This is a genomic window from Amycolatopsis nalaikhensis (genome assembly GCF_030264295.1).
Lineage (GTDB): Bacteria > Actinomycetota > Actinomycetes > Mycobacteriales > Pseudonocardiaceae > Amycolatopsis > Amycolatopsis nalaikhensis.
This window is the reverse complement of record NZ_CP127173.1, coordinates 4844008-4864742: the sequence shown is the minus strand read 5'-3', so window position 1 is coordinate 4864742 and position 20735 is coordinate 4844008. Positions and strand designations below refer to the sequence as shown.

General features: G+C 72.3%; 24 protein-coding genes. 8 read left to right on the top strand and 16 right to left on the bottom strand.

Going from position 1 to position 20735, the window contains the following annotated elements; all coding sequences use genetic code 11:
- From QP939_RS24080 to clpS, 6 genes are all read right to left on the bottom strand, one after another.
- Window positions 1–951 carry a PLP-dependent cysteine synthase family protein gene (locus QP939_RS24080; RefSeq protein WP_285459077.1) on the bottom strand — a complete coding sequence of 317 codons (951 nt, stop codon included), beginning with the start codon at window positions 949–951 and terminating at the stop codon, window positions 1–3.
- A 3-nt stretch (window positions 952–954) separates the two neighbouring features.
- On the bottom strand, window positions 955–1227 hold the full coding sequence (locus tag QP939_RS24075) for a MoaD/ThiS family protein (protein ID WP_285459076.1): 273 nt from the start codon (window positions 1225–1227) through the stop codon (window positions 955–957).
- A gap of 69 nt (window positions 1228–1296) precedes the next feature.
- Window positions 1297–1704, bottom strand: coding sequence for a M67 family metallopeptidase (locus QP939_RS24070; protein ID WP_285459075.1), 408 nt, complete (start codon window positions 1702–1704; stop codon window positions 1297–1299).
- A 91-nt stretch (window positions 1705–1795) separates the two neighbouring features.
- Window positions 1796–2776, bottom strand: a complete 981-nt coding sequence (locus QP939_RS24065; protein ID WP_285459074.1) for a P1 family peptidase — start codon at window positions 2774–2776, stop codon at window positions 1796–1798.
- Window positions 2773–3330, bottom strand: a complete 558-nt coding sequence (locus QP939_RS24060; RefSeq protein WP_285459073.1) for a DUF2017 domain-containing protein — start codon at window positions 3328–3330, stop codon at window positions 2773–2775. Before QP939_RS24060 ends, QP939_RS24065 begins: the two co-directional genes overlap by 4 nt.
- Complete coding sequence (gene clpS, locus QP939_RS24055; protein WP_043776748.1) at window positions 3327–3626, bottom strand: ATP-dependent Clp protease adapter ClpS; 300 nt, start codon at window positions 3624–3626, stop codon at window positions 3327–3329. Before clpS ends, QP939_RS24060 begins: the two co-directional genes overlap by 4 nt.
- A 74-nt stretch (window positions 3627–3700) precedes the next feature.
- On the opposite strand from clpS, the gene QP939_RS24050 reads away from it, so the two are divergent.
- From QP939_RS24050 to QP939_RS24040, 3 genes are read left to right on the top strand one after another with little or no spacing between them, the layout of a single operon-like run.
- Window positions 3701–5002: a nicotinate phosphoribosyltransferase gene (locus tag QP939_RS24050; RefSeq protein WP_285459072.1), complete on the top strand. Its 1302-nt coding sequence runs from the start codon at window positions 3701–3703 to the stop codon at window positions 5000–5002.
- A 12-nt stretch (window positions 5003–5014) separates the two neighbouring features.
- Complete coding sequence (locus QP939_RS24045; protein WP_285459071.1) at window positions 5015–5584, top strand: nicotinamidase; 570 nt, start codon at window positions 5015–5017, stop codon at window positions 5582–5584.
- Window positions 5581–6225 carry a bifunctional 4-hydroxy-2-oxoglutarate aldolase/2-dehydro-3-deoxy-phosphogluconate aldolase gene (locus QP939_RS24040; RefSeq protein WP_285459070.1) on the top strand — a complete coding sequence of 215 codons (645 nt, stop codon included), beginning with the start codon at window positions 5581–5583 and terminating at the stop codon, window positions 6223–6225. The genes QP939_RS24045 and QP939_RS24040 overlap by 4 nt, the downstream gene beginning before the upstream one ends.
- 89 nt (window positions 6226–6314) lie before the next feature.
- On the opposite strand, the gene QP939_RS24035 is transcribed toward QP939_RS24040, so the two are convergent.
- Window positions 6315–6842: a choice-of-anchor P family protein gene (locus QP939_RS24035; protein WP_285459828.1), complete on the bottom strand. Its 528-nt coding sequence runs from the start codon at window positions 6840–6842 to the stop codon at window positions 6315–6317.
- A gap of 298 nt (window positions 6843–7140) precedes the next feature.
- On the opposite strand from QP939_RS24035, the gene QP939_RS24030 reads away from it, so the two are divergent.
- The 3 genes from QP939_RS24030 to QP939_RS24020 all read left to right on the top strand — a co-directional run bounded on the left by QP939_RS24030 (window position 7141) and on the right by QP939_RS24020 (window position 10331).
- Window positions 7141–7728: a biotin transporter BioY gene (locus QP939_RS24030; RefSeq protein WP_285459069.1), complete on the top strand. Its 588-nt coding sequence runs from the start codon at window positions 7141–7143 to the stop codon at window positions 7726–7728.
- 154 nt (window positions 7729–7882) lie between these two features.
- The gene (locus tag QP939_RS24025) at window positions 7883–9931 is read left to right on the top strand and encodes an ATP-dependent DNA helicase (RefSeq protein WP_285459068.1); all 2049 of its coding nucleotides are present in this window, start codon (window positions 7883–7885) and stop codon (window positions 9929–9931) included.
- A 58-nt stretch (window positions 9932–9989) separates the two neighbouring features.
- Complete coding sequence (locus QP939_RS24020) at window positions 9990–10331, top strand: hypothetical protein (RefSeq protein ID WP_285459067.1); 342 nt, start codon at window positions 9990–9992, stop codon at window positions 10329–10331.
- On the opposite strand, the gene QP939_RS24015 is transcribed toward QP939_RS24020, so the two are convergent.
- The 5 genes from QP939_RS24015 to QP939_RS23995 all read right to left on the bottom strand — a co-directional run bounded on the left by QP939_RS24015 (window position 10328) and on the right by QP939_RS23995 (window position 15853).
- The gene (locus tag QP939_RS24015; protein WP_285459066.1) at window positions 10328–10732 is read right to left on the bottom strand and encodes an OsmC family protein; all 405 of its coding nucleotides are present in this window, start codon (window positions 10730–10732) and stop codon (window positions 10328–10330) included. The two genes, QP939_RS24020 and QP939_RS24015, sit on opposite strands and share 4 nt — an antisense overlap.
- Before the next feature lie 16 nt (window positions 10733–10748).
- Window positions 10749–11528: a peptidyl-tRNA hydrolase gene (locus QP939_RS24010; RefSeq protein WP_285459065.1), complete on the bottom strand. Its 780-nt coding sequence runs from the start codon at window positions 11526–11528 to the stop codon at window positions 10749–10751.
- Window positions 11525–12754 (bottom strand): phosphoserine phosphatase SerB, encoded by a 1230-nt coding sequence (gene serB, locus QP939_RS24005; RefSeq protein WP_285459064.1) that lies wholly within the window; start codon window positions 12752–12754, stop codon window positions 11525–11527. The genes QP939_RS24010 and serB overlap by 4 nt, the downstream gene beginning before the upstream one ends.
- A gap of 118 nt (window positions 12755–12872) precedes the next feature.
- A complete protein-coding gene (gene ctaD / locus QP939_RS24000) occupies window positions 12873–14660 on the bottom strand; it encodes an aa3-type cytochrome oxidase subunit I (protein WP_285459063.1) in 1788 nt (595 codons plus the stop codon).
- A gap of 413 nt (window positions 14661–15073) precedes the next feature.
- On the bottom strand, window positions 15074–15853 hold the full coding sequence (locus QP939_RS23995; protein WP_285459062.1) for an alpha/beta fold hydrolase: 780 nt from the start codon (window positions 15851–15853) through the stop codon (window positions 15074–15076).
- On the opposite strand from QP939_RS23995, the gene QP939_RS23990 reads away from it, so the two are divergent.
- Entirely contained in the window at window positions 15852–16391 is a 540-nt protein-coding gene (locus QP939_RS23990) for a GNAT family N-acetyltransferase (RefSeq protein ID WP_285459061.1), read from the top strand. The genes QP939_RS23995 and QP939_RS23990 overlap by 2 nt on opposite strands.
- A gap of 34 nt (window positions 16392–16425) precedes the next feature.
- On the opposite strand, the gene QP939_RS23985 is transcribed toward QP939_RS23990, so the two are convergent.
- The 3 genes from QP939_RS23985 to QP939_RS23975 form a co-directional block, all read right to left on the bottom strand.
- Window positions 16426–16731 carry an Rv1322 family protein gene (locus tag QP939_RS23985; RefSeq protein ID WP_285459060.1) on the bottom strand — a complete coding sequence of 102 codons (306 nt, stop codon included), beginning with the start codon at window positions 16729–16731 and terminating at the stop codon, window positions 16426–16428.
- A 303-nt stretch (window positions 16732–17034) separates the two neighbouring features.
- Window positions 17035–18135 carry an NAD/NADP-dependent octopine/nopaline dehydrogenase family protein gene (locus tag QP939_RS23980; RefSeq protein ID WP_285459059.1) on the bottom strand — a complete coding sequence of 367 codons (1101 nt, stop codon included), beginning with the start codon at window positions 18133–18135 and terminating at the stop codon, window positions 17035–17037.
- A 69-nt stretch (window positions 18136–18204) separates the two neighbouring features.
- The gene (locus QP939_RS23975) at window positions 18205–19329 is read right to left on the bottom strand and encodes an alkaline phosphatase family protein (protein ID WP_285459058.1); all 1125 of its coding nucleotides are present in this window, start codon (window positions 19327–19329) and stop codon (window positions 18205–18207) included.
- Between the two features lie 45 nt (window positions 19330–19374).
- On the opposite strand from QP939_RS23975, the gene QP939_RS23970 reads away from it, so the two are divergent.
- A complete protein-coding gene (locus QP939_RS23970) occupies window positions 19375–19587 on the top strand; it encodes an FmdB family zinc ribbon protein (protein WP_285459057.1) in 213 nt (70 codons plus the stop codon).
- Here the strand turns inward: QP939_RS23970 and QP939_RS23965 are convergent.
- Window positions 19584–20702: a trans-sulfuration enzyme family protein gene (locus QP939_RS23965; RefSeq protein ID WP_285459056.1), complete on the bottom strand. Its 1119-nt coding sequence runs from the start codon at window positions 20700–20702 to the stop codon at window positions 19584–19586. The genes QP939_RS23970 and QP939_RS23965 overlap by 4 nt on opposite strands.
- Between the last annotated feature and the right edge of the window lie 33 nt (window positions 20703–20735).

Here is a 20735-nt window from a genome sequence, read left to right as displayed (position 1 = left end):
TCAGGCCCAGAGCTGGCCGTCGAGCCGCTCGGCCGCTTCGTCGAGCGAGCCCGCGTACGCGCCGGTCGAGAGGTACTTCCACCCGGCATCGGCGACGACGAAGGCGACGTCGGCCCTCTCGCCGCGAGCCGCGGCCTTCTCGGCCACCGCCAGCGCCGCGTGCAGCACCGCGCCCGTCGAGATGCCCGCGAAGATGCCTTCGTGCTCCAGCAGCTCACGCGTGCGGCGCAGGGCGTCGTACGCGCCCACCGAGTACCGGCCGTTGAGCACCGAAGGGTCGTACAGCTCCGGCACGAACCCCTCGTCGAGGTTGCGCAGGCCGTACACCAGCTCGCCGTAGCGCGGCTCGGCCGCGATGATCTGGACGTCCGGCTTCGCCTCGTGCAGGTAGCGCCCGACGCCGACCAGCGTGCCGGTGGTGCCGAGGCCGCCGACGAAGTGCGTCAGCGTCGGCAGGTCCTTGAGCAGCTCGGGCCCGGTGCCGCGGTAGTGCGCGTCGGCGTTGGCCGGGTTGCCGTACTGGTAGAGCATCACCCAGTCCGGGTTCGCCTCGGCCAGCTCCTTCGCCCGCCGGACGGCCTCGTTCGAGCCGCCCGCGGCCGGGGAGAAGACGATCCGCGCGCCGTAGGCCTGCAGCAGCTGCTTGCGCTCGGTCGAGGTGTTCTCAGGCATGACGCAGACCAGCCCGTAGCCCTTGAGCTTGGCGGCCATGGCCAGCGAGATGCCGGTGTTGCCCGAGGTCGGCTCCAGGATCGTGGAGCCGCGCCGGAGCTTGCCTTCACGCTCGGCGGCTTCGATCATGGCCAGCGCGGGCCGGTCCTTGATCGAGCCGGTCGGGTTGCGGTCCTCCAGCTTCGCCCAGAGGCGCACGTCGTGCGTCGGCGAGAGCCGGGGCAGCCCGACCAGGGGTGTGCCGCCGAGCGCGTCGAGCAGGGACTCGAAGCGAGCCATCGATCAGCCACCGGCCACGGCGGGGAGGATGGTCAGGGTGTCGCCGTCCTTGACCTCGGCCTCGAGCCCGCCGGCGAAGCGCACGTCCTCGTCGTTGACGTAGACGTTGATGAAGCGGTGCAGCTTCTCCTCCTTGACCAGGCGCGCCTTGAGGCCGGCGTGCCGGGACTCGACGTCGTCGATGACCTCGAGCACGGTCGTGCCCTTCGCCTCGACGGACTTCTCGCCGCCGGTGTGGGTGCGCAGGATCGTCGGGATGGAGACGGTCACGGCCATGGGTTCTTTACCTCCGGTGGGTTCTTACACGCAGACGCCGGTGGCGCGGCGGTTTATTCCGAGGGTGACTCAGTCGACGATCTCGACCGGCTCCTCGGTGATCTCGGCGTCCACGATCCGGTACGACCGGAACTCGTGCACTTCGGGGTCGCGGGTGGAGACGAGCACGTAGTGCGCGTCGGGCTCGGCCGCGATGTTCGCGTCGGTCCGCGACGGGTAGGCCTCGGTCGCGGTGTGCGAGTGGTAGATCACCACGGGCACCTCGTCGTTGGCGTCCATCTCGCGGTAGAGCTTGAGCAGGTCGCCGGAGTCGAATTCGTAGAACGTCGGCGACCGCGCGGCGTTGAGCATGGGGATGAACCGCTCGGGCGTGTCGGACCCTTCGGGCCCGGCGATCACGCCACAGGCCTCGTCGGGGTGGTCACGACGGGCGTGGGCGACGATCTCGTCGACGAGTTCACGGCGGATCCGGAGCACACCGACATCTTAGGTGGTGGACAGACCGAGTCCAGATGATGAGATATTGCGCTCACCAGGCCTTCAGCGGCTCAGCCCCGGCACGCGGCCGTTACTCGAACGCCTCCGGCCACACGTCCCGGTAGGCGGGCACCCCGCCGGCGGTGGTCGCCGCCAAAAGCCCGTGCACCATCGCCCGCGCGAACACCCGCGCCGCCGCCGAACACAGCGCGTCCAGGGCCGCCGGGCGGGCCGCCGCGCCGAACGGGCCGCTCGCCTCCGGCAGTTCGCGCGCGCCCGTGGCCAGCGCGAACACCGTGTCGCCGTCGAACATCGTGTGGGCCGGGCGCACCGCCCGCGCCAAGCCGTCCTGCGCCGCGACCGCGAGCCGCCGCGCCTCGGCCTTCGACAGCGCCGCGTCCACCGCCACCACGCCGATCGTCGTGTTGAGATCCGTCCGCCGCGAAGGCAGCTCAGCCGCCCGCGAAGGCCACGAAACGCCGAAGTCGCCGTGGTCGGCCGCGTACGCCCGGCCGGTCGTCAGGTCCACGGCCTCCCCGGCCGCGTTGACCGCCGCGATCGCCCCGACCGTGTACTCGCCGACGACCTCGCTCGCGGAACCGATCCCGCCCTTCAGCGACCCCACGGCCGCACCGGCACCCGCCCCGACCGTGCCCAACGCGAAGGAGCCCGAAGCCGCGTCGCACGCCGCGTAGCCGAACGACGCGTCAGGCCGGTTGCCCCAGTCGCTGCGCGGCAGGTCGAACAGCACCGCCGCGGGCACGATCGGCACCACCTCGTGCGGCCGCGTCCCCACCGGAAACCCCAGGTTCCGCTCGGAAAGCCACCGCATGACGCCGTCGGCCGCGGCCAGCCCGTACGCCGACCCGCCCGACAGGCACACGGCGTTGACCCGCTGCACCAGGTTCTCCGGCTCCAGCAGGTTCGTCTCCCGCGTGCCGGGCGCGCCGCCGCGCTGGTCGACCGCGCCGACCGCGCCGTCGGGGACCAGGACCACCGTCGTCCCGGTGGCCCAGCCGTCGCCGACCCGCTCGTGGTGCCCCACGAGCACCCCTGGCACGTCGGTGATCATCCGGTCAGCGCCTGGATCAGCGTCTCCTGCACCCACGTCAGCCAGTGGTAGACGCCCAGGTGCGGCGCCCGCGGGTCGTCCTCGGGCAGCTCGTCGGGCATGTCCTCGGTGACGTCGAGGGCCGTGCCCAGCGCCAGCCGGACGTCGTTGAGCGCGCCCAGCCAGGCGTCGGCCTGCTCCTCGGTCAGCCGGACGTGGCCGCCGTCGCGAGGCAGCGTGTCCAGCACGGTCTTGGCCACGCCGACCTTGATCTCGAGCAGCTCCGGCTCGTGCAGCGAGCGCATCGCCGCGGCCGAGTCGAGGTCCTCGCGCGTCGGGTTGTCCGGGTCGAGCTTGTGGAAGTCCGGGAGCAGCCGCGAGAGCACCGGGTCGTCGGGGGACTCCGTCGGGCCGGTGCGGATGCCGGTCAGCTCGGCGAGCTCGTCCTGCGGCGCCTCCTCGGCACGCGCGGTGAGCATGTCCTCGAGCTGGCTGACCAGCCCGCGCAGCACCGCCGCTTCCTGCTGCTCGAACCCCGCGTGGATCACCGCGCCCTTGCGCCGCCAACCGTTCACGAGGGCTGCTCCATGGTGGCCCAGAGGCCCGCCGCGTGGAGTTTCGCCACGTCCGTCTCCACCTTCTCCTTGCTCCCCGACGACACGATCGCCTTGCCCTTGTGGTGCACGTCAAGCATCAGCTTGGTGGCGTGGTCACGGCTGTAGCCGAACAGCTTCTGGAAGACGTACGTCACGTACGACATGAGGTTCACCGGGTCGTTCCAGACCACGGTCCGCCAGGGGGTGTCCGACTCGGCGACCTCGGCCCCGACCGGTTCGACCTGCGTCTGTTCGGATGCGACAGGCGTGGACATGCACCCCATGGTGTCACGGGGGTCACGGGGTACGCCGCGCCAGGTCCGGCCATGTGGGTGAATAGGCTTACCGCATGGGTTCACCGGAGCCGGCCACGGCCAGCACTGCGCTGCTCACCGACCACTACGAGCTGACCATGCTGGGCAGCGCGCTCGCCGACGGGACGCACGCGCGGCCCTGCGTGTTCGAGGTGTTCGCCCGGCGACTACCGGACGGGCGGCGCTACGGCGTCGTCGCCGGCACCGCCCGCGTGCTCGACGCGATCGCGGACTTCCGCTTCACCGACGCCGAACTGGCGCAGCTGGAAGCGACCGCGGTCGTCGACGACGCGACGCTGGCCTGGCTCGCCGACTACGAGTTCTCGGGGGACGTCGACGGCTACCCCGAGGGCGAGCTGTACTTCCCGGGCTCGCCGATCCTCACCGTCTCCGGCTCGTTCGGCGAATGCGTGCTGCTGGAGACGCTGGTGCTGTCGATCCTCAACCACGACAGCGCGATCGCGTCCGCCGCGGCCCGGATGTCCGGCGCCGCGCACGGCCGCCCGATCATCGAGATGGGCGGGCGCCGCACGCACGAGTACGCCGCCGTCGCGGCCGCGCGCGCCGCCTACCTGGCCGGGTTCGCGACGACGTCGAACCTCGAAGCCGGCCGCCGCTACGGCATCCCGACGCGCGGCACGGTCGCGCACGCCTTCATGCTGCTGCACGACAGCGAAGAAGCCGCCTTCCGCGCCCAGGTCGAGAAGATGGGCCCGGACACGACGCTGCTGGTCGACACCTACGACATCACCGCGGGCATCGAGACCGCCGTCCGCGTCGCCGGGCCGGAGCTCGGCGCGATCCGGATCGACTCCGGCGACGTCGGCCCGCTCGCCCGCCGCGCCCGCGAGCAGCTGGACTCCCTCGGCGCCAAGGACACGCGGATCGTCGTGTCCGGCGACCTCGACGAGCACGCCATCGCGGCGCTGCGCGCGGAGCCGGTGGACGCGTACGGCGTCGGGACGTCGGTGGTCACCGGGTCCGGCGCGCCGACCGCCGGCATGGTCTACAAGCTGGTCGAGGTCGACGGCAAGCCGGTCGCCAAGCGCAGTGCGCACAAGGAGTCCCGCGGCGGGCGCAAGTCCGCGCTGCGGCGCCACCGCGGCACCGGCACGGCGGTCGAGGAGGTCGTCTGGACCACGGCCGGGGACGCGCCGTCGCCCGAGGCGAACGACCGGCCGCTGCAGATCCCGCTGATCCGGGGCGGCCGCGCGGAGGCGGATCTGCCTACGCTCGACGATGCCAGGCAACTGCTGCGTCGCGGCCTGGTCAGCCTGCCGTGGGAGGGCCTGAAGCTCTCGCACGGCGAGCCCGCCATCCCGACGTTGTTTCTCTGAACGGAGCCGACCATGGGAACCGCGCTGATCGTGGTGGACGTGCAGAACGACTTCTGCGAAGGGGGTTCGCTGGCCGTCGACGGCGGTGCGGCGGCCGCGGAGAAGATTTCGGCGCTCACCGCGTCCGGCGGCTACTCGCACGTGGTGGCCACCCGCGACTACCACATCGACCCGGGTGCGCACTTCAGCGCGACGCCGGACTTCAAGGAGAGCTGGCCCCCGCACTGCGTCGCGGGCACGCCGGGCGCGTCGTTCCACCCGGCGCTGGACGTCGTCCCGATCACCGAGGTCTTCTCCAAGGGCGAGTACAGCGCGGCCTACTCGGGCTTCGAAGGCGCGTCCCGTGACGGGAAGTCCCTGGAGGCCTGGCTGCGCGAGCACGACGTGACCGACGTCGACGTCGTCGGCATCGCCACCGACTACTGCGTGCGGGCGACGGCGCTGGACGCGGCCCGCGCCGGGTTCGGCGTGCGCGTGCTGCTCGACCACACGGCCGGGATCGCCGCGGCTTCGGTCGAGGCCACGCTGCGGGACTTCGACGAAGCCGGCGTCGCCCACACCGGAACGGCGCACGTCGCGTGAAGGACCTCCAAGCCGCGCTGGCGGAGCACCGGCTGGTGGCGATCCTGCGGGCCGCGGACGCGTCCCGGTTCGCCGACGCCGCGATGGTGCTGCACGCGGCGGGCATCCGCCTGCTCGAAGCGACGCTGACGACGCCGGGCGCGCCCGCGGCGATCAACGCGCTGCGCCTGGCGCTCGGCGAGGACGCGCTGGTCGGCGCGGGCAGCGTCCGCGAACCGTCCGATGTGGACACCGCGGTCGACGCGGGCGCGGCGTACCTCGTCACGCCGACGGTCAACCCGGCGGTGCTGGAGCGCGCGGCCGAGCTGGACACGCCGGTGATCTGCGGCGCGCTGACGCCGACGGAGATCGACCAGGCGTGGCGACTCGGCGCGGCGGCCGTGAAGGTCTTTCCCATCGCGGCCGCGGGCGGCGTCGCGTACCTGCGCGCGGTGCGGGCACCGCTGCCGGACGTCCCGCTGGTCCCGACCGGCGGCGTCCACCTGGCCGACGTCGAGGGGTACCTGCGTTCGGGCGCGATCGCGGTCGCGGCGGCGACGCCGTTGCTCGGCGACGCGCTGACGTCCGGCGGGAGCCTGCCGGACCTGGCGACGCGGGCGGGCGAGTTCGTCGCGGCGGCAGCCCGCTTCACCACCACCTGACCCAAGCGCCCCAATGTGGCCTTCGGTGCGTCTCACGCACCCAAGGCGGCCTTCGGTGCGTCTGACGCAACCAAGGCCACCTTGGGGCGCTACTCCTTGCCGAACGGGTCGCAGGACGCCGTGCCGAGGTAGATGTCGCCGCTCGCCGGGCCGCCCTGCGGGAACAGCTCGATGTGCACCGCGTGCGTCACCATGCTGCCGTCCGGAGGCTCGGGCGTGACGGTCTCGTTGAGCACGACCGTCGCCAGCGCCGTGCCCGCGGGCCCGCCCGGGATGACGATCCGGTGGTTCGGCGGGATCTGCTCGGGCACGTCGATGCCCTCGACCGCGCCGATCGTCACCTCGCCGCCGCTGCCCGTCTCGTACGTCGCGCACTTCACCGAGTAGGTGCGCACGGTGATCACCGGGCCGCCGTAGCGCTTGAGCACGCCGGCCGTGAACCGGTGCCCGGACGCCTGCGCGATCGACGCCGCGCCGGAGCGCCCGCAGCCGGACTCCCCCAGCCCGAACGCGGCGACGTCACCGGTCGCGCCGCCCTGGGTCCGGGCACTCAACGGGCCGTCGACGCTGCATTTAGCCAGCTCACCGGTGACGATGTGCTCGTTGTCGACCGTCACGTCCACCGATCCGGCGGACGCCCATCCGGTGGACGTCACGGGGGCCGCGGCGCCGAAGAGGGGACGGCCAGCGCGCTCACCGCCAGCAACCGGTATGTCCTCTTCCTGGCGTTTCGCATGCGGCGGCCTCCTCGGTTCCGTGACAGCTCGTGGTTACCCCTTTCGTCATCGGCAGGCCCGGCACGCGCCCTGATCGGGTCCACCCGGACGAGTGGCCGGTGAGGAACGCAACTCAGCGGGTCCGCGGGACGGTAACGAGCGTTAACCTCGGGCGTCGCCTGTTTCTTCGGGAGGTTTCGTGTCTTCGCTGTCCTTCGCCGCCAAGCGGCCGGTGCTGGCCGATCTGGTGCCCGGCTCGCTCGTCCGCGACATCGCGCTGGTCGCCGGCGGTGCCGTGCTCACCGGCGCCGCCGCGCAGCTGACCATCCCGGTGCCGGGCAGCCCGGTGCCGATGACCGGCCAGACGTTCGCCGCGCTGCTCGTCGGCGCGTCGCTCGGCATGTCGCGCGGTGCCGCGTCGATGCTCGTGTACCTGCTGGTCGGCGCGGTGGGCGTGCCGTGGTTCCAGCACGGCACCGCGGGCCTGTCCGGCGCGAGCGCCGGCTACATCGTCGGGTTCGTCTTCGCCGGTGCCCTCGTCGGCGCGCTGGCCGGGCGCGGCGGCGACCGGACGCCGGTGCGCACCGCGGGGACCATGGTGCTCGGCAACGTCGTGATCTACGCGTTCGGCGTGCCGTGGCTGATGGCCGCGACCGGGTTCGACCTGGCGACGGCGTTCGCCAAGGGCGTCGTGCCGTTCCTGGTCGGCGACGCGATCAAGATCGTCGTCGCGGCGGGCCTGCTGCCGCTGACGTGGAAGCTGGTCTCCGGCCGCACGCGCGACTGACGTGAGCTGAAGGGGACTTTCCTGGCATCTGATGCGAGGAAAGTCCCCTTCAGCGCGTCTGACGCGATGAACGTCCCCTTCAGCGCGCGGCGCGAGTGGCCCGTTCGCGACGGATCACCGATCCTGTCGGTCCCGGCGGCTAATGTGTGTCGCTGTGCCCGCCCGAACTGATTTCCCCGGCGTCCTCGAACTCCTCACCCACGCGGTGGAGTCCGTCGGCGGTGCCGAACGCCCAGGGCAGGTCGAGATGGCCGACGCCGTCGGCCGCGCCATCCGCACCGGCGAGCACCTGGCCGTGCAGGCGGGCACCGGCACCGGCAAGTCGCTGGCCTACCTCGTGCCCGCGATCCGCCACGCCGTCGAGAAAGAGGCCACCGTCGTGGTCTCCACGGCGACGATCGCGTTGCAGCGCCAGCTCGTCGACCGCGACCTCCCCCGCCTGGCGAAGGCGCTGAAGAAGCCGCTCGGCCGCGAGCCGACCTTCGCGATCCTCAAGGGCCGCCGCAACTACATGTGCCTGCACCGGCTGGATTCCGGCGCGCCGGACGAGCCGGAGGACGCCCAGCTCTTCGACCCGTTCGCGGTGTCGCGGCTGGGCAAGGAGGTCACGCGGCTGCGGGAGTGGGCGTCGGACACCGAAACCGGCGACCGCGACGAGCTCGTCCCCGGCGTCTCCGACCAGGCGTGGCGGCAAGTGTCGGTGACGGCGAAGGAATGTCTCGGCGCTTCACGCTGCCCGATCGGCACGGACTGCTTCGCCGAGCGCGCCCGAGCAGAGGCCGGCCGCGCCGACGTCATCGTGACCAACCACGCGCTGCTGGCGATCGACGCGCTGCAGGGCTACCAGGTGCTGCCGGACCACGACGTCGTGATCATCGACGAGGCCCACGACCTCGTCGACCGCGTCACATCGGTCGCCACCGGCGAGCTGACCAGCGCGATGTGCGCGTCGGCCGCCCGCCGCTGCGGCAAGCTGATCGACGCCGACGTCGCCGACCGCCTGCTCGAGGCGGGTGACGGGCTGGCGCTGATCGTCGACGACCTGCCACCCGGCCGGATGGACGAGCTGCCGCGCCCGCTGAAGGGCGCGATCCCGGCGATCCGCGACGCCGCGCACGCGTGCATCACGGCGCTGGGTTCCGACCGCAAGGAGGACGTCGAGGAGGCGACGGCGCGCAAGCTGGCGCGGTCGCTGCTCGACGAGGTGCACGACACCGCGGTCCGCCTGCTGGAGGCGTTCGACGACGACCAGGCGCACCAGCGCGACGTCGTCTGGCTTTCGGGCGACAAGTACTCGTCGAACCCGCGGCCGCCGGCGCTGAAGGTCGCGCCGCTCGGGGTCGCCGGGCTGCTGCGCGAGCGCGTCTTCAACCAGCACACGACGATCCTGACGTCGGCGACGCTGACCCTCGGCGGCACGTTCGACACGATGGCGCGCCAGTGGGGCCTCCCACCCGGCGCCGCCCGCGTCGAGCAAGCGCCGGGAGCGGCGACGGAGAAGGAAGCGCCGTCGGACGAGTCGGGCCCGAAGTGGACCGGGCTGGACGTCGGGTCGCCGTTCGACCACCGGCGCAACGGCATCCTGTACCTCGCCAAGCACCTGCCGCCGCCGGGGCGCGACGGCCTCCTGTCGTCCACAATGGACGAACTGGCTGAGTTGATCGAGGCCGCGGGCGGGCGCACGCTCGGGCTGTTCTCCTCGATGCGCGCGGCCAAACAGGCCGCCGAGGAGATGCGCGAGCGGCTCGACTTCCCGATCCTCTGCCAGGGCGAGGACGCGACGGGGCTGCTGGTCCAGAAGTTCGCCGAAGACGTGCGCACGTGCCTGTTCGGCACCCTGAGCCTGTGGCAGGGCGTCGACGTGCCCGGGCCGTCGCTGCAGCTGGTGGTGGTCGACCGGATCCCGTTCCCGCGCCCGGACGACCCGGTGTCCTCTGCGCGCCAGCGCGCGGTGGAAGCCCGCGGCGGCAACGGGTTCCTCACCGTGGCGGCCACGCACGCGGCACTGCTGCTGGCGCAGGGCACCGGGCGGCTGCACCGCTCGGTCACCGACCGCGGGGTGGTCGCGGTGCTGGATTCGCGGCTCGCGAACGCCCGCTACGGCGGATTCCTCCGTGCCTCGCTGCCGCCGTTCTGGCCCACGATGGACCCGAAGGTGGTGCGCGACGCGCTGCGCCGGCTGGACGCAGCCGCGCCCGCGTGACGCGGTCCACAGCACCGCCCGGTACGGTGAACCCACCGAAGCAGCAAGGGAGCACCGGTTGACCCAGGATTCGTCCAGCGCACAGTCCCGGACCGTCAGTGTCGACGACACCGGCGTGCGGCGGCGGCTCGCGGACGGCAGCGAAGAGGCCGTCACGTGGTCCGAACTGTCGTCGGTGATGGTCAGAGTCATCCCTGACGGCCCGTGGAACGAAGACGTCTTCTTCATGCTGGTGGGAACGGACGGCAAGGGCACGGCGGTGCCCAGCGGCGACCCGGCGGCCGACGCGCTGATCGAGCGTCTGCAGGCATTGCCCGGCTTCGACAACGAGAAGTTCATCGAGGCCATGACGACCGACGCCGACCAGGCTTACGTCGTCTGGGAATCCGCGCAGAACTAGGCCGTCGGGAAGGTCTCCGTCACGGGGATCCCCTTCTTGAGCGTGCGGCTCACCGTGCAGAGCCGCTCGATCGCCCGATCCACGGCGCTGGCCAGCGCTTCCCGCTGATCGGCCGCCAATGTCGACACGTCGACGTCGAAAGCGACGTGGACGGCGTCCAGCTCCGAAGCACCCTCGCGGCGGTCGGCCGTGACGCTGACGCGGAACTTCGCGTCCTCGCCGACCCGCCGTGTGATCAGCTCTTCGGCCGTCACCGCGTTGCAGCCCGCCGTCGCGATCTGCAGCAGCTCCGCGGGCGAGAACGCCCCTTCGGCGCCCGCCCGGCCGATCCGGACTTCCGCGCCGCGGTCGTTGCGGCCGACGAAAGCGTGCTTGCCGTCGCGCTGTACTTCGAGTCCCATGCCCGCTCCAACCGGCTCAGGAAGCCGGTTGTTCCGGCGCCCACTGGCCGAGCACGGTGATCGTGCCCGGGTCGACCTCGGTGAACCCGGCGTCCCGGACGGCGATGACGCGGTCGCGCCGCCACGCGCCCTCGGGGTCGTCGCCCGGGTGCAGTTCCTTCCACCGCGCGACGCTCGCGGTGCGCACGGCCGTCCGGAAGCCCCGCGCGGCCCAAGCGGCCCGCTCGTCGTCGTCCAGCAGCGCGGCGAGGATCATCGTGGCGTGGCCGACCTGCGCGGCGGCCTTGCCGACGGTCATCGGCACGTGCGGGTTGAGCAGCAGCAGCGGCACCCCGGCGGGATTCGGGCCCGGCTCGTCCGGCGGCAGCTCGCTGCCGGAGATCTGCAGCCGCGCGACCTCTTTGGGCGTCTCGGTGACCAGGCCCGGCACCAGGGCTCGCGCCTCGGCGCCGTCGACCTCGACGGTGATGCCCGGCAGGTCCTGCACGGCCGCCCAGTGCGCGCCCCGCGCCCGCCGCGCGACCTTCCGGATCCGGTTGTCGAGCCACGCGTGCATCGGCTCGGCCCACTCGCCGCCGGGCGCCGAACGCTCGTCGAGGCACACCGCCAGCGCGGCCGCCGCCGCGGCTTCCAGCAGCGGCGTGCGGCCCGGCGGTTCGGCCCGTTCGATGCGCAGGATCACCGGCATCGCGCGGACCTCCTCAGGGAGCTCGTCGGAGGTGTCCGAGGTGTCTTCGGCCGGGAGCCCCAGCCAGTAGGCGTAGCGGGCGCCCAGGGGGTCGAGAACGCTGCTCACGGACGGATCAGCTCGAGCCCGTCGGCGGCGTCGGCCGCTTCGACCTCGCCGCGGGTGAGGCCGAGCACGAACAGCACGGCGTCGAGGTACGGGTGCGACAGCGCGGTGTCGGCGACCTCGCGCAGCGCGGGCTTGGCGTTGAACGCGACGCCCATGCCCGCCGCCGACAGCATGTCGATGTCGTTGGCGCCGTCGCCGACCGCGACGCACTGCTCCAGCGGGATGTCGTACTCGCCGGCGAAGCGGCGAAGCACCTTCGCCTTGCCCGCGCGGTCGACGACCTCGCCGACGACCTTCCCGGTGAGCTTGCCGTCCACGATCTCGAGCTCGTTCGCCGCCGCGAAGTCGAGGCCGAGCTCTTCCACCAGACCGCCGATGACCTGGGTGAACCCGCCGGAAACCACGCCGGTGCGGAAACCCATCCGCTTGAGCGTGCGGATCGTCGTGCGGGCACCGGGGGTCAGCTCGATCGACGCGGCGACCTCGTCGATCGCGGTGGCGGGCAGGCCCGCCAGCAGCGCGACCCGGCGTTCCAGCGACTCGGTGAAGTTCAGCTCGCCGCGCATGGCCGCCTCGGTGATCTCGCGGATCTCCGGCTCCACCCCGGCGTGCGCGCCCAGCATCTCGATGACCTCGCCCTGGATCAGGGTCGAGTCGACGTCGAAGACGACCAGCCGCTTCGCCCGCCGCGTGATGCCCGCGCGCTCCACGGCGATGTCGACGCCCGCCTCGACGGCGGCGTCGGCGAGCTCCGACCGCAGCGCGGCGTCGGCTTCCGGGGTGTCCTGGTCGACCGAGACGTACAGCTCCAGCCCGGTCACGGGGTAGTCGGCGACGCTGCGGATCGCGTCGATGTTGGCGCCCAGCGAAGCCAGCCGGCGCGCGACCTCGGAGAAGCCGCGCGCGGTGACCGGGCGGCCCAGCACGACCAGCACGTGCGAGGAGTCGCGGCGGCCGAGCGCGAACGGGTCCTCCCCGATCGCCGCGCCGATCTTGACCTCGACCTGCATGCCGACGGTCGCCATCGCCTGCTCGACCGACTCCTGCAGGCCCTCGGGGTCGCGGTAGACCCCGGCGAGCACACCGAGCACGAGCTGCCCGCGGATGACGACCTGCTCGACGTCGAGCACGTCGACGTCGTGCCGGGTCAGCACGGCGAACAGCACGGACGAGACACCCGGCTTGTCCGGGCCGGTCGTCGTGATCAGGACGGGGGTCTGGGTCACTGGGTCATTCCCTCGTTCGGCAACGCTGCACGCTCAGTCTGCCGGTCCGGGCTCGGACATAAGTAGAGCGCGTGCCCGGCTTCACAAAAGCCGGGCACGCGCTCACTCGTTCAGGGTGTTACTTGTCGCCCTGCTCGCTGGCGTTGTCCTTGGAGTGGTCTCCGGGGATCACCGCTTCGGTGAGCAGCTGCGACGGCGCCGCGTGGCTGTTGACCCGCTGCTTGCCGAAGAAGCCGATCTCGCCCTCGTTGTGGATGCGCTCGATCATGTGCGGGTAGTGCAGCTCGAACGCCGGGCGCTCGGAACGGATCCGGGGCAGCTCGGTGAAGTTGTGCCGCGGCGGCGGGCAGGAGGTCGCCCACTCCAGCGAGTTGCCGTAGCCCCACGGGTCGTCCACCGTGACGATCTCGCCGTAGCGGTAGCTCTTGAAGACGTTCCAGATGAACGGCAGCGTCGAGGCACCGAGGATGTACGCGCCGATCGTCGAGATTGTGTTCAGCGTGGTGAAGCCGTCACTGGTCAGGTAGTCCGCGTACCGGCGCGGCATGCCCTCGGCGCCCAGCCAGTGCTGGACGAGGAAGGTCATGTGGAAGCCGATGAACGTGGTCCAGAAGTGCCACTTGCCGAGCTTCTCGTCCATCATCCGGCCGGTGATCTTCGGGAACCAGAAGTAGATGCCGGCGAAGGTGGCGAACACGATCGTGCCGTACAGCACGTAGTGGAAGTGCGCGACGACGAAGTAGCTGTCCGACACGTGGAAGTCGATCGCCGGCGCGGCCAGCATGATGCCGGTCAGGCCGCCGAAGAGGAACGTGACGATGAAGCCCATCGAGAAGATCATCGGCGTCTCGAAGGACAGCTGACCCTTCCACATCGTGCCGATCCAGTTGAAGAACTTCACGCCGGTCGGGACCGCGATCAGGAAGGTCATGAAGGAGAAGAACGGCAGCAGCACGGCGCCGGTGGCGTACATGTGGTGCGCCCACACCGCGACCGACAGCGCCGCGATGGCCAGCGTCGCCCAGACCAGGCTCTTGTAGCCGAACATCGGTTTCCGGCTGAACACCGGGAAGATCTCCGACACGATCCCGAAGAACGGGAGCGCGACGATGTACACCTCGGGATGGCCGAAGAACCAGAAGAGGTGCTGCCAGAGGATCACGCCGCCGTTTTCGGGGTCGAACACGTGCGCCCCGAGGTGCCGGTCCGCCAGCAGGCCCATCAGGGCCGCGGTCAGGATCGGGAAGGCGAGCAGGATCAGGATCGACGTCACCAGGATGTTCCAGGTGAAGATCGGCATCCGGTACATCGTCATGCCCGGCGCGCGCAGGCAGACCACCGTGGTGATCATGTTGACCGCGCCGAGGATGGTGCCGAGACCACCGACCACCAGGCCGGAGATCCACAGGTCCGCGCCGACGCCCGGCGAGTGGATCGCGTCCGACAGCGGGGTGTAGGCGAACCAGCCGAAGTCGGCGGCGCCACCCGGGGTCAGGAAGCCGGAGATCACGATCAGGCCGCCGAACAGGTACAGCCAGTACGAGAACGCGTTCAGCCGCGGGAAGGCGACGTCCGGCGAGCCGATCTGCAGCGGCAGGATGAAGTTCGCGAAACCGAACAGGATCGGGGTCGCGTACAGCAGCAGCATCACCGTGCCGTGCATGGTGAACAGCTGGTTGTACTGCTCTTGGGACAGGAACTGCTGCCCGGGCCGGGCGAGCTCGGTGCGGATGAGCATGGCCATCGCGCCGCCCGCCATGAAGAAGGCGAACGACGTGACCAGGTACATGATCCCGATCTGCTTGTGGTCCGTCGTGCGGAACAACCGCAGCAGGTACGAACCCTTAACCGACTCGCGCGCGGGATACGGGCGCGTGGCGATCGGCTTGGGGGCTACGGCCGTCACTCCTGCCTCCAACACTGAAACCTTGTGGTGGTCATCGTCAGGCCGCCGGGCGCGGGCGGGGCCCGGTTCCGGCGGTCAAGGGGATCGTAGCCCTCGCTACCGACAGTCGCGCGCACCGGCTGGCAAGATCGGGCCGCCGTCGGCGGATCCGCGCGGAACGCGGTCCGCGCGGCACGGGCCGTGACCGCCCGGCCCGCCCCGCCGGAGCCCGCCCGGAGGCACGTTCCGGACGCTCGAACGCGCAGGTGAGACCGGGTCCGCAGGTCGCGCGGCCGCCGCTGGGCACCCGACTCATGGGACCGGGCGCGACCGGAACGGAAGGCGGCGTCGCCGGATCCCGGCTCCTCACGGAACGTGGTGTGCTCGTCGTCTCACCGGCCGCGGATCCCCCGGCCGGGCGGCATTTCCCGCGGTCACTCTCCGCGCTCCGCCTCCGCGTCGCGCGTCGCCGGGTACCAGGACAGGATCGCCTCGACCACGCCCGCCGGGTCCTCCAGCGGGGTCAGGTGCCCGGCACCGGGGAGCACGACGAGCGTCGCGCCGGGCATGACCTCGACCATCGCGCTCGCCGCGGCCACCGGCGTGATGGGGTCTTCCTCGCCGACGACGACCAGCGCGGGGACGCCGGAGTCCCGCAGCAGGTCGAGCGAGTCCGGCCGGGTCCGCAGGGCCAGTGCCGTCCACGAGATCCCGGCGGGTGGCTGCGACTCGATGATCTCCCGGACCGTCTCGACCACATCGGGGCGCCGGGTCCGGGTGGTTTCGGCCAGCAGGTTCGGCAGGTTGGCCTCGGCGAGCCAGCCGGCGATGCCCTCGCGCTCGACGCGCGCGGCGACGTCGAGCCGGGTCTGCGCCGCCTCGGGTGTGTCGGGAGTGGCCTTGGTGTCGATGAGGACGAGCCCGCCGACCCGCTCCGGCGCGAGCCGCAGCACGGCCATCGCGAGGTAGCCGCCCATCGAGCAGCCGCCGAGCACCACGCGGTCCAGCGCGAGCCGGTCAAGCAGAGCGATGACATCGCGGGCGGCGTCTTCGAGGCTCGGTTCCCGGCCGGACTCCGGCAGCGGCGAGCGACCCAGCCCGCGCTGGTCCGGAGTGATCACCCGAAGGTGTGAAGCGAGGGGCTCGCGCACCGCGTTCCACATGCGGGCGTCCAGGGGAAAGGCGTGGAGGAGGACCAGCGGCAGTTCGGTCATGCGCGTCATTTTGTCGGACCCCCGCGCTAGCTTCGCCGACGTGTTCACCGACATCGAAACCGACCGGCTGCTGCTGCGTCCGCTCCACGAGGCGGACCGGCAGGCGATGGTCGACATCCACACGGACCCGCGCACCAACCGCTTCAACCCGAACCCACCCGACGTCCCGCGCGCGTCGGAGATGTTCTCGACGTGGCTGGCGCACTGGGCCGAGCACGGCTTCGGCTATCCGGCGGTGCTCGAACGCGGCGGCACCGAGGTGCTGGGCATGTGCGGCGTGCGGCTGCGCGAGTTCCACGGCGAGAAGGTGCTCAACCTCGGCTACCGGTTCCGACCGTCGGCATGGGGCAAGGGGTACGCGGTCGAGGCCGGGCAGGCGGTGCTCGAGTGGTGCGCCCGCGAGCTGCCGTCGGTGCCGGTGCTGGCGAGCGTGAGCATCGACAACAAGCCATCGCTGCGAGTAGCCGAGCGGCTCGGCTTCACCGAGTACACGGAGGAGATGTACGACGGCGCGATGTCACGGCACTACCGGCGCTGAGCCGGGCGTTGTTTGACAACTCAAGAGTGAAGGATCACCAGCGGCGGTGCGGCCGTCGGCGGGCACGGGCGTCCCAGCAGGCCCGGTGCCAGTGCCGCCGATCGGCGACGGAGCCGGTTTCGTCGGCGGGCCAGACGACGACGTGCGGAGTGCCGGGCCGGATCTCGTGGTCGCAGCCGGGGCAGCGGTAGAACTTGGTGGCCTGCGAGCCGGGAACGGTCCGCACGAGCCAGTCACCATCGGCCCCGGACTCGGCCCGCGCCCACCCACTGGCGGCGCCAAGATCACGTTCGGGCGGCCCGCCGTCCGACCGGCGGCCGGGACGGTTCCGTCGAGGCACGCGCAAACGGTATCCGGAGCGGTGCCGGGGCCGGGCCGACGGGCCGGGCGGCGCGAGACCCGGCCCACCCGCCCCGCGGCAGCCGAGCCACACGCGCCTCGGCCGACCCCGCGGCCCGCACTCGGAATAACGGGCGGAGCCGCATGCGCTCAACTGGCTCCCCGGCGCCCGGCCCGCCTGCTCAGCCCAGCAGGTCTCGCCCGGCCCGGCCTGCGCAGCCCGGTCCCGACCCGGCGTTCGCCACCTCGACCTGCCCAGCCAGGCAAGCGTCGGCCCCACCCGGCACCGCGCGGCGCAGGGCCGTCAGGCCGCCCGCCCCGCCACCCGGTCCCCGGCCCCCAACCGGCGCAAGATCCCGTCGTGACCGAGCCCCGCCCACCCGAGCCGGTCCAGCGTCCGCCCGGTCCGGCGGAAATCCTCGCCCCCGAGCACGGACATGATCGTGATCGCGGCGTCCACCACCGGCGTCGCGACCCCGGCGCACCGCGCGAGCGCCTGCAGCGGCACCAAAGTGGACCGGATGTCCTCGGAAAGAAACCGGTGGTCGAGGCTGGTCGGCGCGGCGATCGTCCGGTACGGCTCCACGGTTCGCAGCGCGTCGAGCAGCGTCGTAGCCGTGCAGCCGTAGTACCGGTCCAGCACCTCGGTCATCGGCAGCAACCGCGCGCCGTAAGCCCGCGCGACGGTGGCGAACTCGGCTTCGGTGCGCTCCAGCAACGCGATCGTGCGCGGCGAAACGCCTTCGACGTAGAAGAGCAGCTCCTCCGCGCGGTCGATCGGGCCGAGGTTGGCCAGCGCGATCGGCACGTGCGCGACCGCGCCGAAGTCGTGCAGGCCACGCTCGACCGGGTTGCCCGCGACCTCCAGCATCGGGAACCACTCGCGCAGCAGTCCGGCGTTCCGCTCGACCGCGGCCGCGCTGCCGCCGGAGATCAGGTTCCAGCCCTTGGTCCCGAGCACGGTCACGCCGCCGGTCCCGGCGGGCCGCGCGGCGAACAGCGCGTCCGTCTCGACGACGTCGACCTCCGGTGCCCCGGCGGCGGCGAGCGCGTGCGCGAACTCGACGCTCCCGCAGAGCTTCCCGGAAAACAGCACCACGACCTGCCCGGCCACGAGGTGCGGCGCGAGCCGGGCGGCGACCTCCGGGTACGCGGTCGTCACCGTGGCGATCAGCACGACCGCCCGCCCGGCCAGGCTCGCCGGATCCGAGGTCACCTCCCGCAGCGGGAACCGGCCGTCGAGCACCCCGGCGGCGACGATCTCCCGTCGGCGCGCGATCTCTTCCACCGCCCCGAGATCGCGCGTGCAGAGGTGCACCGGCAGCCCCCGCGCGGCGAGGTAGGCGGCCACGGCCCGCCCCTCGCCGCCCGCCCCGACGACGCCGATCCCGTCCAGCCCGCTCATCCCGCCCCACTCCCGTCAGTCCGGTACGCACTGGACAGGTCGGGACGGGACGGGCGAAAGTTCCCCGGTTCAGCCCTGGGCGAGGGCCAGCGGAACGAGCTGTTCGGCGGTGGTGAGCGAACCGTGCTGCCCGACCAGCGACGTCTCGACGGCTTCGGCGAGCCCCCGCACCATCCCGAACCGCCCTCGGGCCGCGGCGACGACGTCGCCGATCCGCGGCAGCACCCGGTCGCTGACGGTGTGCCCGAACCACCCCTCGGCGACGGCTTCCTCCCGCGAGCGCACCCAGGCCCGCTCGCCGAGCACCGCCCGCCAGGCCGCGAGCACGTCCACGGCCGCGCCGGGCTCGGTGTAGACGTGGCGGGCGCGGACCTCGCCCCCGAACGTCCGGACGCCCTCGAGCAGCTCCGGCGTCTCTTCGAGGTCGAGCTTGTCGTCGACGGTCACCATCCCGTGGTCGGCCACCACGGCGAGCAGCGCGCCCGGCGGCAGACCGTCCACAAGGGACTCGACGAGCCGGTCGACCTGCCGCAGCTGCATCCGCCACGCGGCCGAGCCGGGTCCGTACACGTGCCCGAGCAGGTCGAGTTCGCTGTGGTAGGCGTAGCAGAACGCGCGCCCGTCGAGCATCGACAACGTCCGCGCGGCGAGGTCGCCCAGCGCGTGGACCCCGGCGTACTGCGCCCCGCCCTGGGTGGCCAGGGTCAAGGCCGTGTCGCGGAACTTGGCCGAAGACACCACGGCCGCGTCGATCCCGGCCGACGCGGCGCGCTCGAACGTCGTCGGCAACGGCTGCACCTCGCGGGGCGGGAGCGCACCACGCAGGTCGCTGCCGTCTTCGTGGCTGCACCAGCGCAACGCGTTGAGCACGCCCGTGCCGGGCATCTCGAACGTGTAGCCGACCATGCCGTGCTCGCCGGACGCGAGCCCGGTGCCGATGGCGGCCACCCCGGCGGCGGTCGTCGAGGGGAAGCCCACCCGCAGCGACTCCCGGGCGAGCTCGGTCAGCACCGGGGCGTCCGCGGCGTGCTCGGCGAGCAGCTCCCAGCCGAGCCCGTCGACGAGCAGCACGGCGGCACTGCGCGCCTCCGGCAGCGTCAGCGTGTCGGCGCAGCCGGGCACCCCGAGCGCGGCGAGCAGGGACGGGACGACCTGGCCGAGGTGCGGGACGTCGGCGAGCGAAGGCGGCTGCACGCGCCCAGCTTCCCATCCCCCGGCCGGCCCGGCGATAATCACCGCATGCCGACCTACGCCTACCGCTGCCGCGAGTGCACCGAGACCTTCGAGCTCCTGCGCCCGATGAGCGAATCCAGCGCGCCGGCGTCCTGCCCTGAGGGGCACACCGACACCGTCAAGCTGCTCACCACCGTCGCCCTCACCGGGGCCGCGAGCGGGCCCGCGGTCCCGGCGGGTGGTGGCGGTGGCTGCTGTGGTGGCGGCTGCTGCGGTTAAAGCGCCTTCAGCGCCTGCTCCAGATCGGCCCAGAGGTCCTCGACGTCCTCGAGTCCGACGGACATCCGGATCAGCTGGTCGGTGACGCCGGCGCCGTGGCGGTCGCCCTCGTCGACGATGCGGTGGCTGATCGACCCGGGGTGCTGGATCAGCGTGTCGACGCTGCCCAGGCTGACCGCGGGCGTGATCAGCCGGACGGCGCCGATCAGGGCGTGCGGGTCGCCGTCGACCTCGAACGCCACCAGCGGCCCGCCGATCCGCGGGTGGTGGACGGCGGTCACCGCCGGGTGCGTGGCGAGGCGCTCGGCGAGCGTCGCGGCCGTCGCTGACGCCGCGTTCACGCGCAGCGGCAGCGTGGAAAGCCCGCGCAGCAACATGTATCCGGCCAGCGGGTGCAGCACGCCGCCGGTGGCGAAGCGGATCTGGCGCAGCCGTGCGGCTTCCTCGGCGTCGCACGCGACGATCCCGCCCATGACGTCGCCGTGGCCGCCGAGGAACTTCGTCGCGCTGTGCAGGACGATCCGCGCGCCGTGGTGGCCGGGGCGCTGCAGCACCGGCGTGGCGAACGTGTTGTCCACGGCCAGTGGCACGTCCCCGCAGGCGGCGGCCAGCTCGGCGATGTCGACCTCGGCGAGCGTGGGGTTCGCGGGCGTCTCGACGAACACCAGCCCGGTGTCGGGGCGCAGCGCGGCGGCGACGCCCTCGGGCGCGGTCCACGTCACCTCGGTGCCGAGCAGCCCGGACTCGAGCAGGTGGTCACTGCAGCCGTACAGCGGCCGGACCGCGACGATGTGGCGTTTCCCTTGCGCCACCGCGGAAAGCAGGCAGGCCGACACCGCGGCCATGCCGCTGGCGAACGCGACGCCGTGGTCGAAGCCCTCGAGTTCGGCGAGTGCCCGCTCGAACCGGTCCACGGTCGGGTTGCCCACCCGGCCGTAGATCGGCGGGCCGTCGAGTTCGCCACCGGCGGCGAACTCGTCGATCCGGGCGGCTTCGGCGGCACTGTCGCGGGACGGGTACGTCGTCGACAGGTCGAGCGGGGCGGCGTGCACGCCGAGGTCCGTGAGGTCGTCACGGCCGGCGTGGACGGCCCGCGTGCGCAGCGAGGAAGTCATGCTCGCATGGTCGGGCTTTCACCGGATCCAGGA

Excerpts from the sequence above, each read along its gene's own strand:
- QP939_RS24080 (WP_285459077.1), bottom strand. The coding sequence starts at position 951 with ATGGCTCGCTTCGAGTCCCTGCTCGACGCGCTCGGCGGCACACCCCTG.
- QP939_RS24075 (WP_285459076.1), bottom strand. The coding sequence starts at position 1,227 with ATGGCCGTGACCGTCTCCATCCCGACGATCCTGCGCACCCACACCGGC.
- QP939_RS24065 (WP_285459074.1), bottom strand. The coding sequence starts at position 2,776 with ATGATCACCGACGTGCCAGGGGTGCTCGTGGGGCACCACGAGCGGGTC.
- clpS (WP_043776748.1), bottom strand. The coding sequence starts at position 3,626 with ATGTCCACGCCTGTCGCATCCGAACAGACGCAGGTCGAACCGGTCGGG.
- QP939_RS24050 (WP_285459072.1), top strand. The coding sequence starts at position 3,701 with ATGGGTTCACCGGAGCCGGCCACGGCCAGCACTGCGCTGCTCACCGAC.
- QP939_RS24045 (WP_285459071.1), top strand. The coding sequence starts at position 5,015 with ATGGGAACCGCGCTGATCGTGGTGGACGTGCAGAACGACTTCTGCGAA.
- QP939_RS24015 (WP_285459066.1), bottom strand. The coding sequence starts at position 10,732 with ATGGGACTCGAAGTACAGCGCGACGGCAAGCACGCTTTCGTCGGCCGC.
- QP939_RS23990 (WP_285459061.1), top strand. The coding sequence starts at position 15,852 with ATGCGCGTCATTTTGTCGGACCCCCGCGCTAGCTTCGCCGACGTGTTC.
- QP939_RS23995 (WP_285459062.1), bottom strand. The coding sequence starts at position 15,853 with ATGACCGAACTGCCGCTGGTCCTCCTCCACGCCTTTCCCCTGGACGCC.
- QP939_RS23980 (WP_285459059.1), bottom strand. The coding sequence starts at position 18,135 with ATGAGCGGGCTGGACGGGATCGGCGTCGTCGGGGCGGGCGGCGAGGGG.
- QP939_RS23970 (WP_285459057.1), top strand. The coding sequence starts at position 19,375 with ATGCCGACCTACGCCTACCGCTGCCGCGAGTGCACCGAGACCTTCGAG.
- QP939_RS23965 (WP_285459056.1), bottom strand. The coding sequence starts at position 20,702 with ATGACTTCCTCGCTGCGCACGCGGGCCGTCCACGCCGGCCGTGACGAC.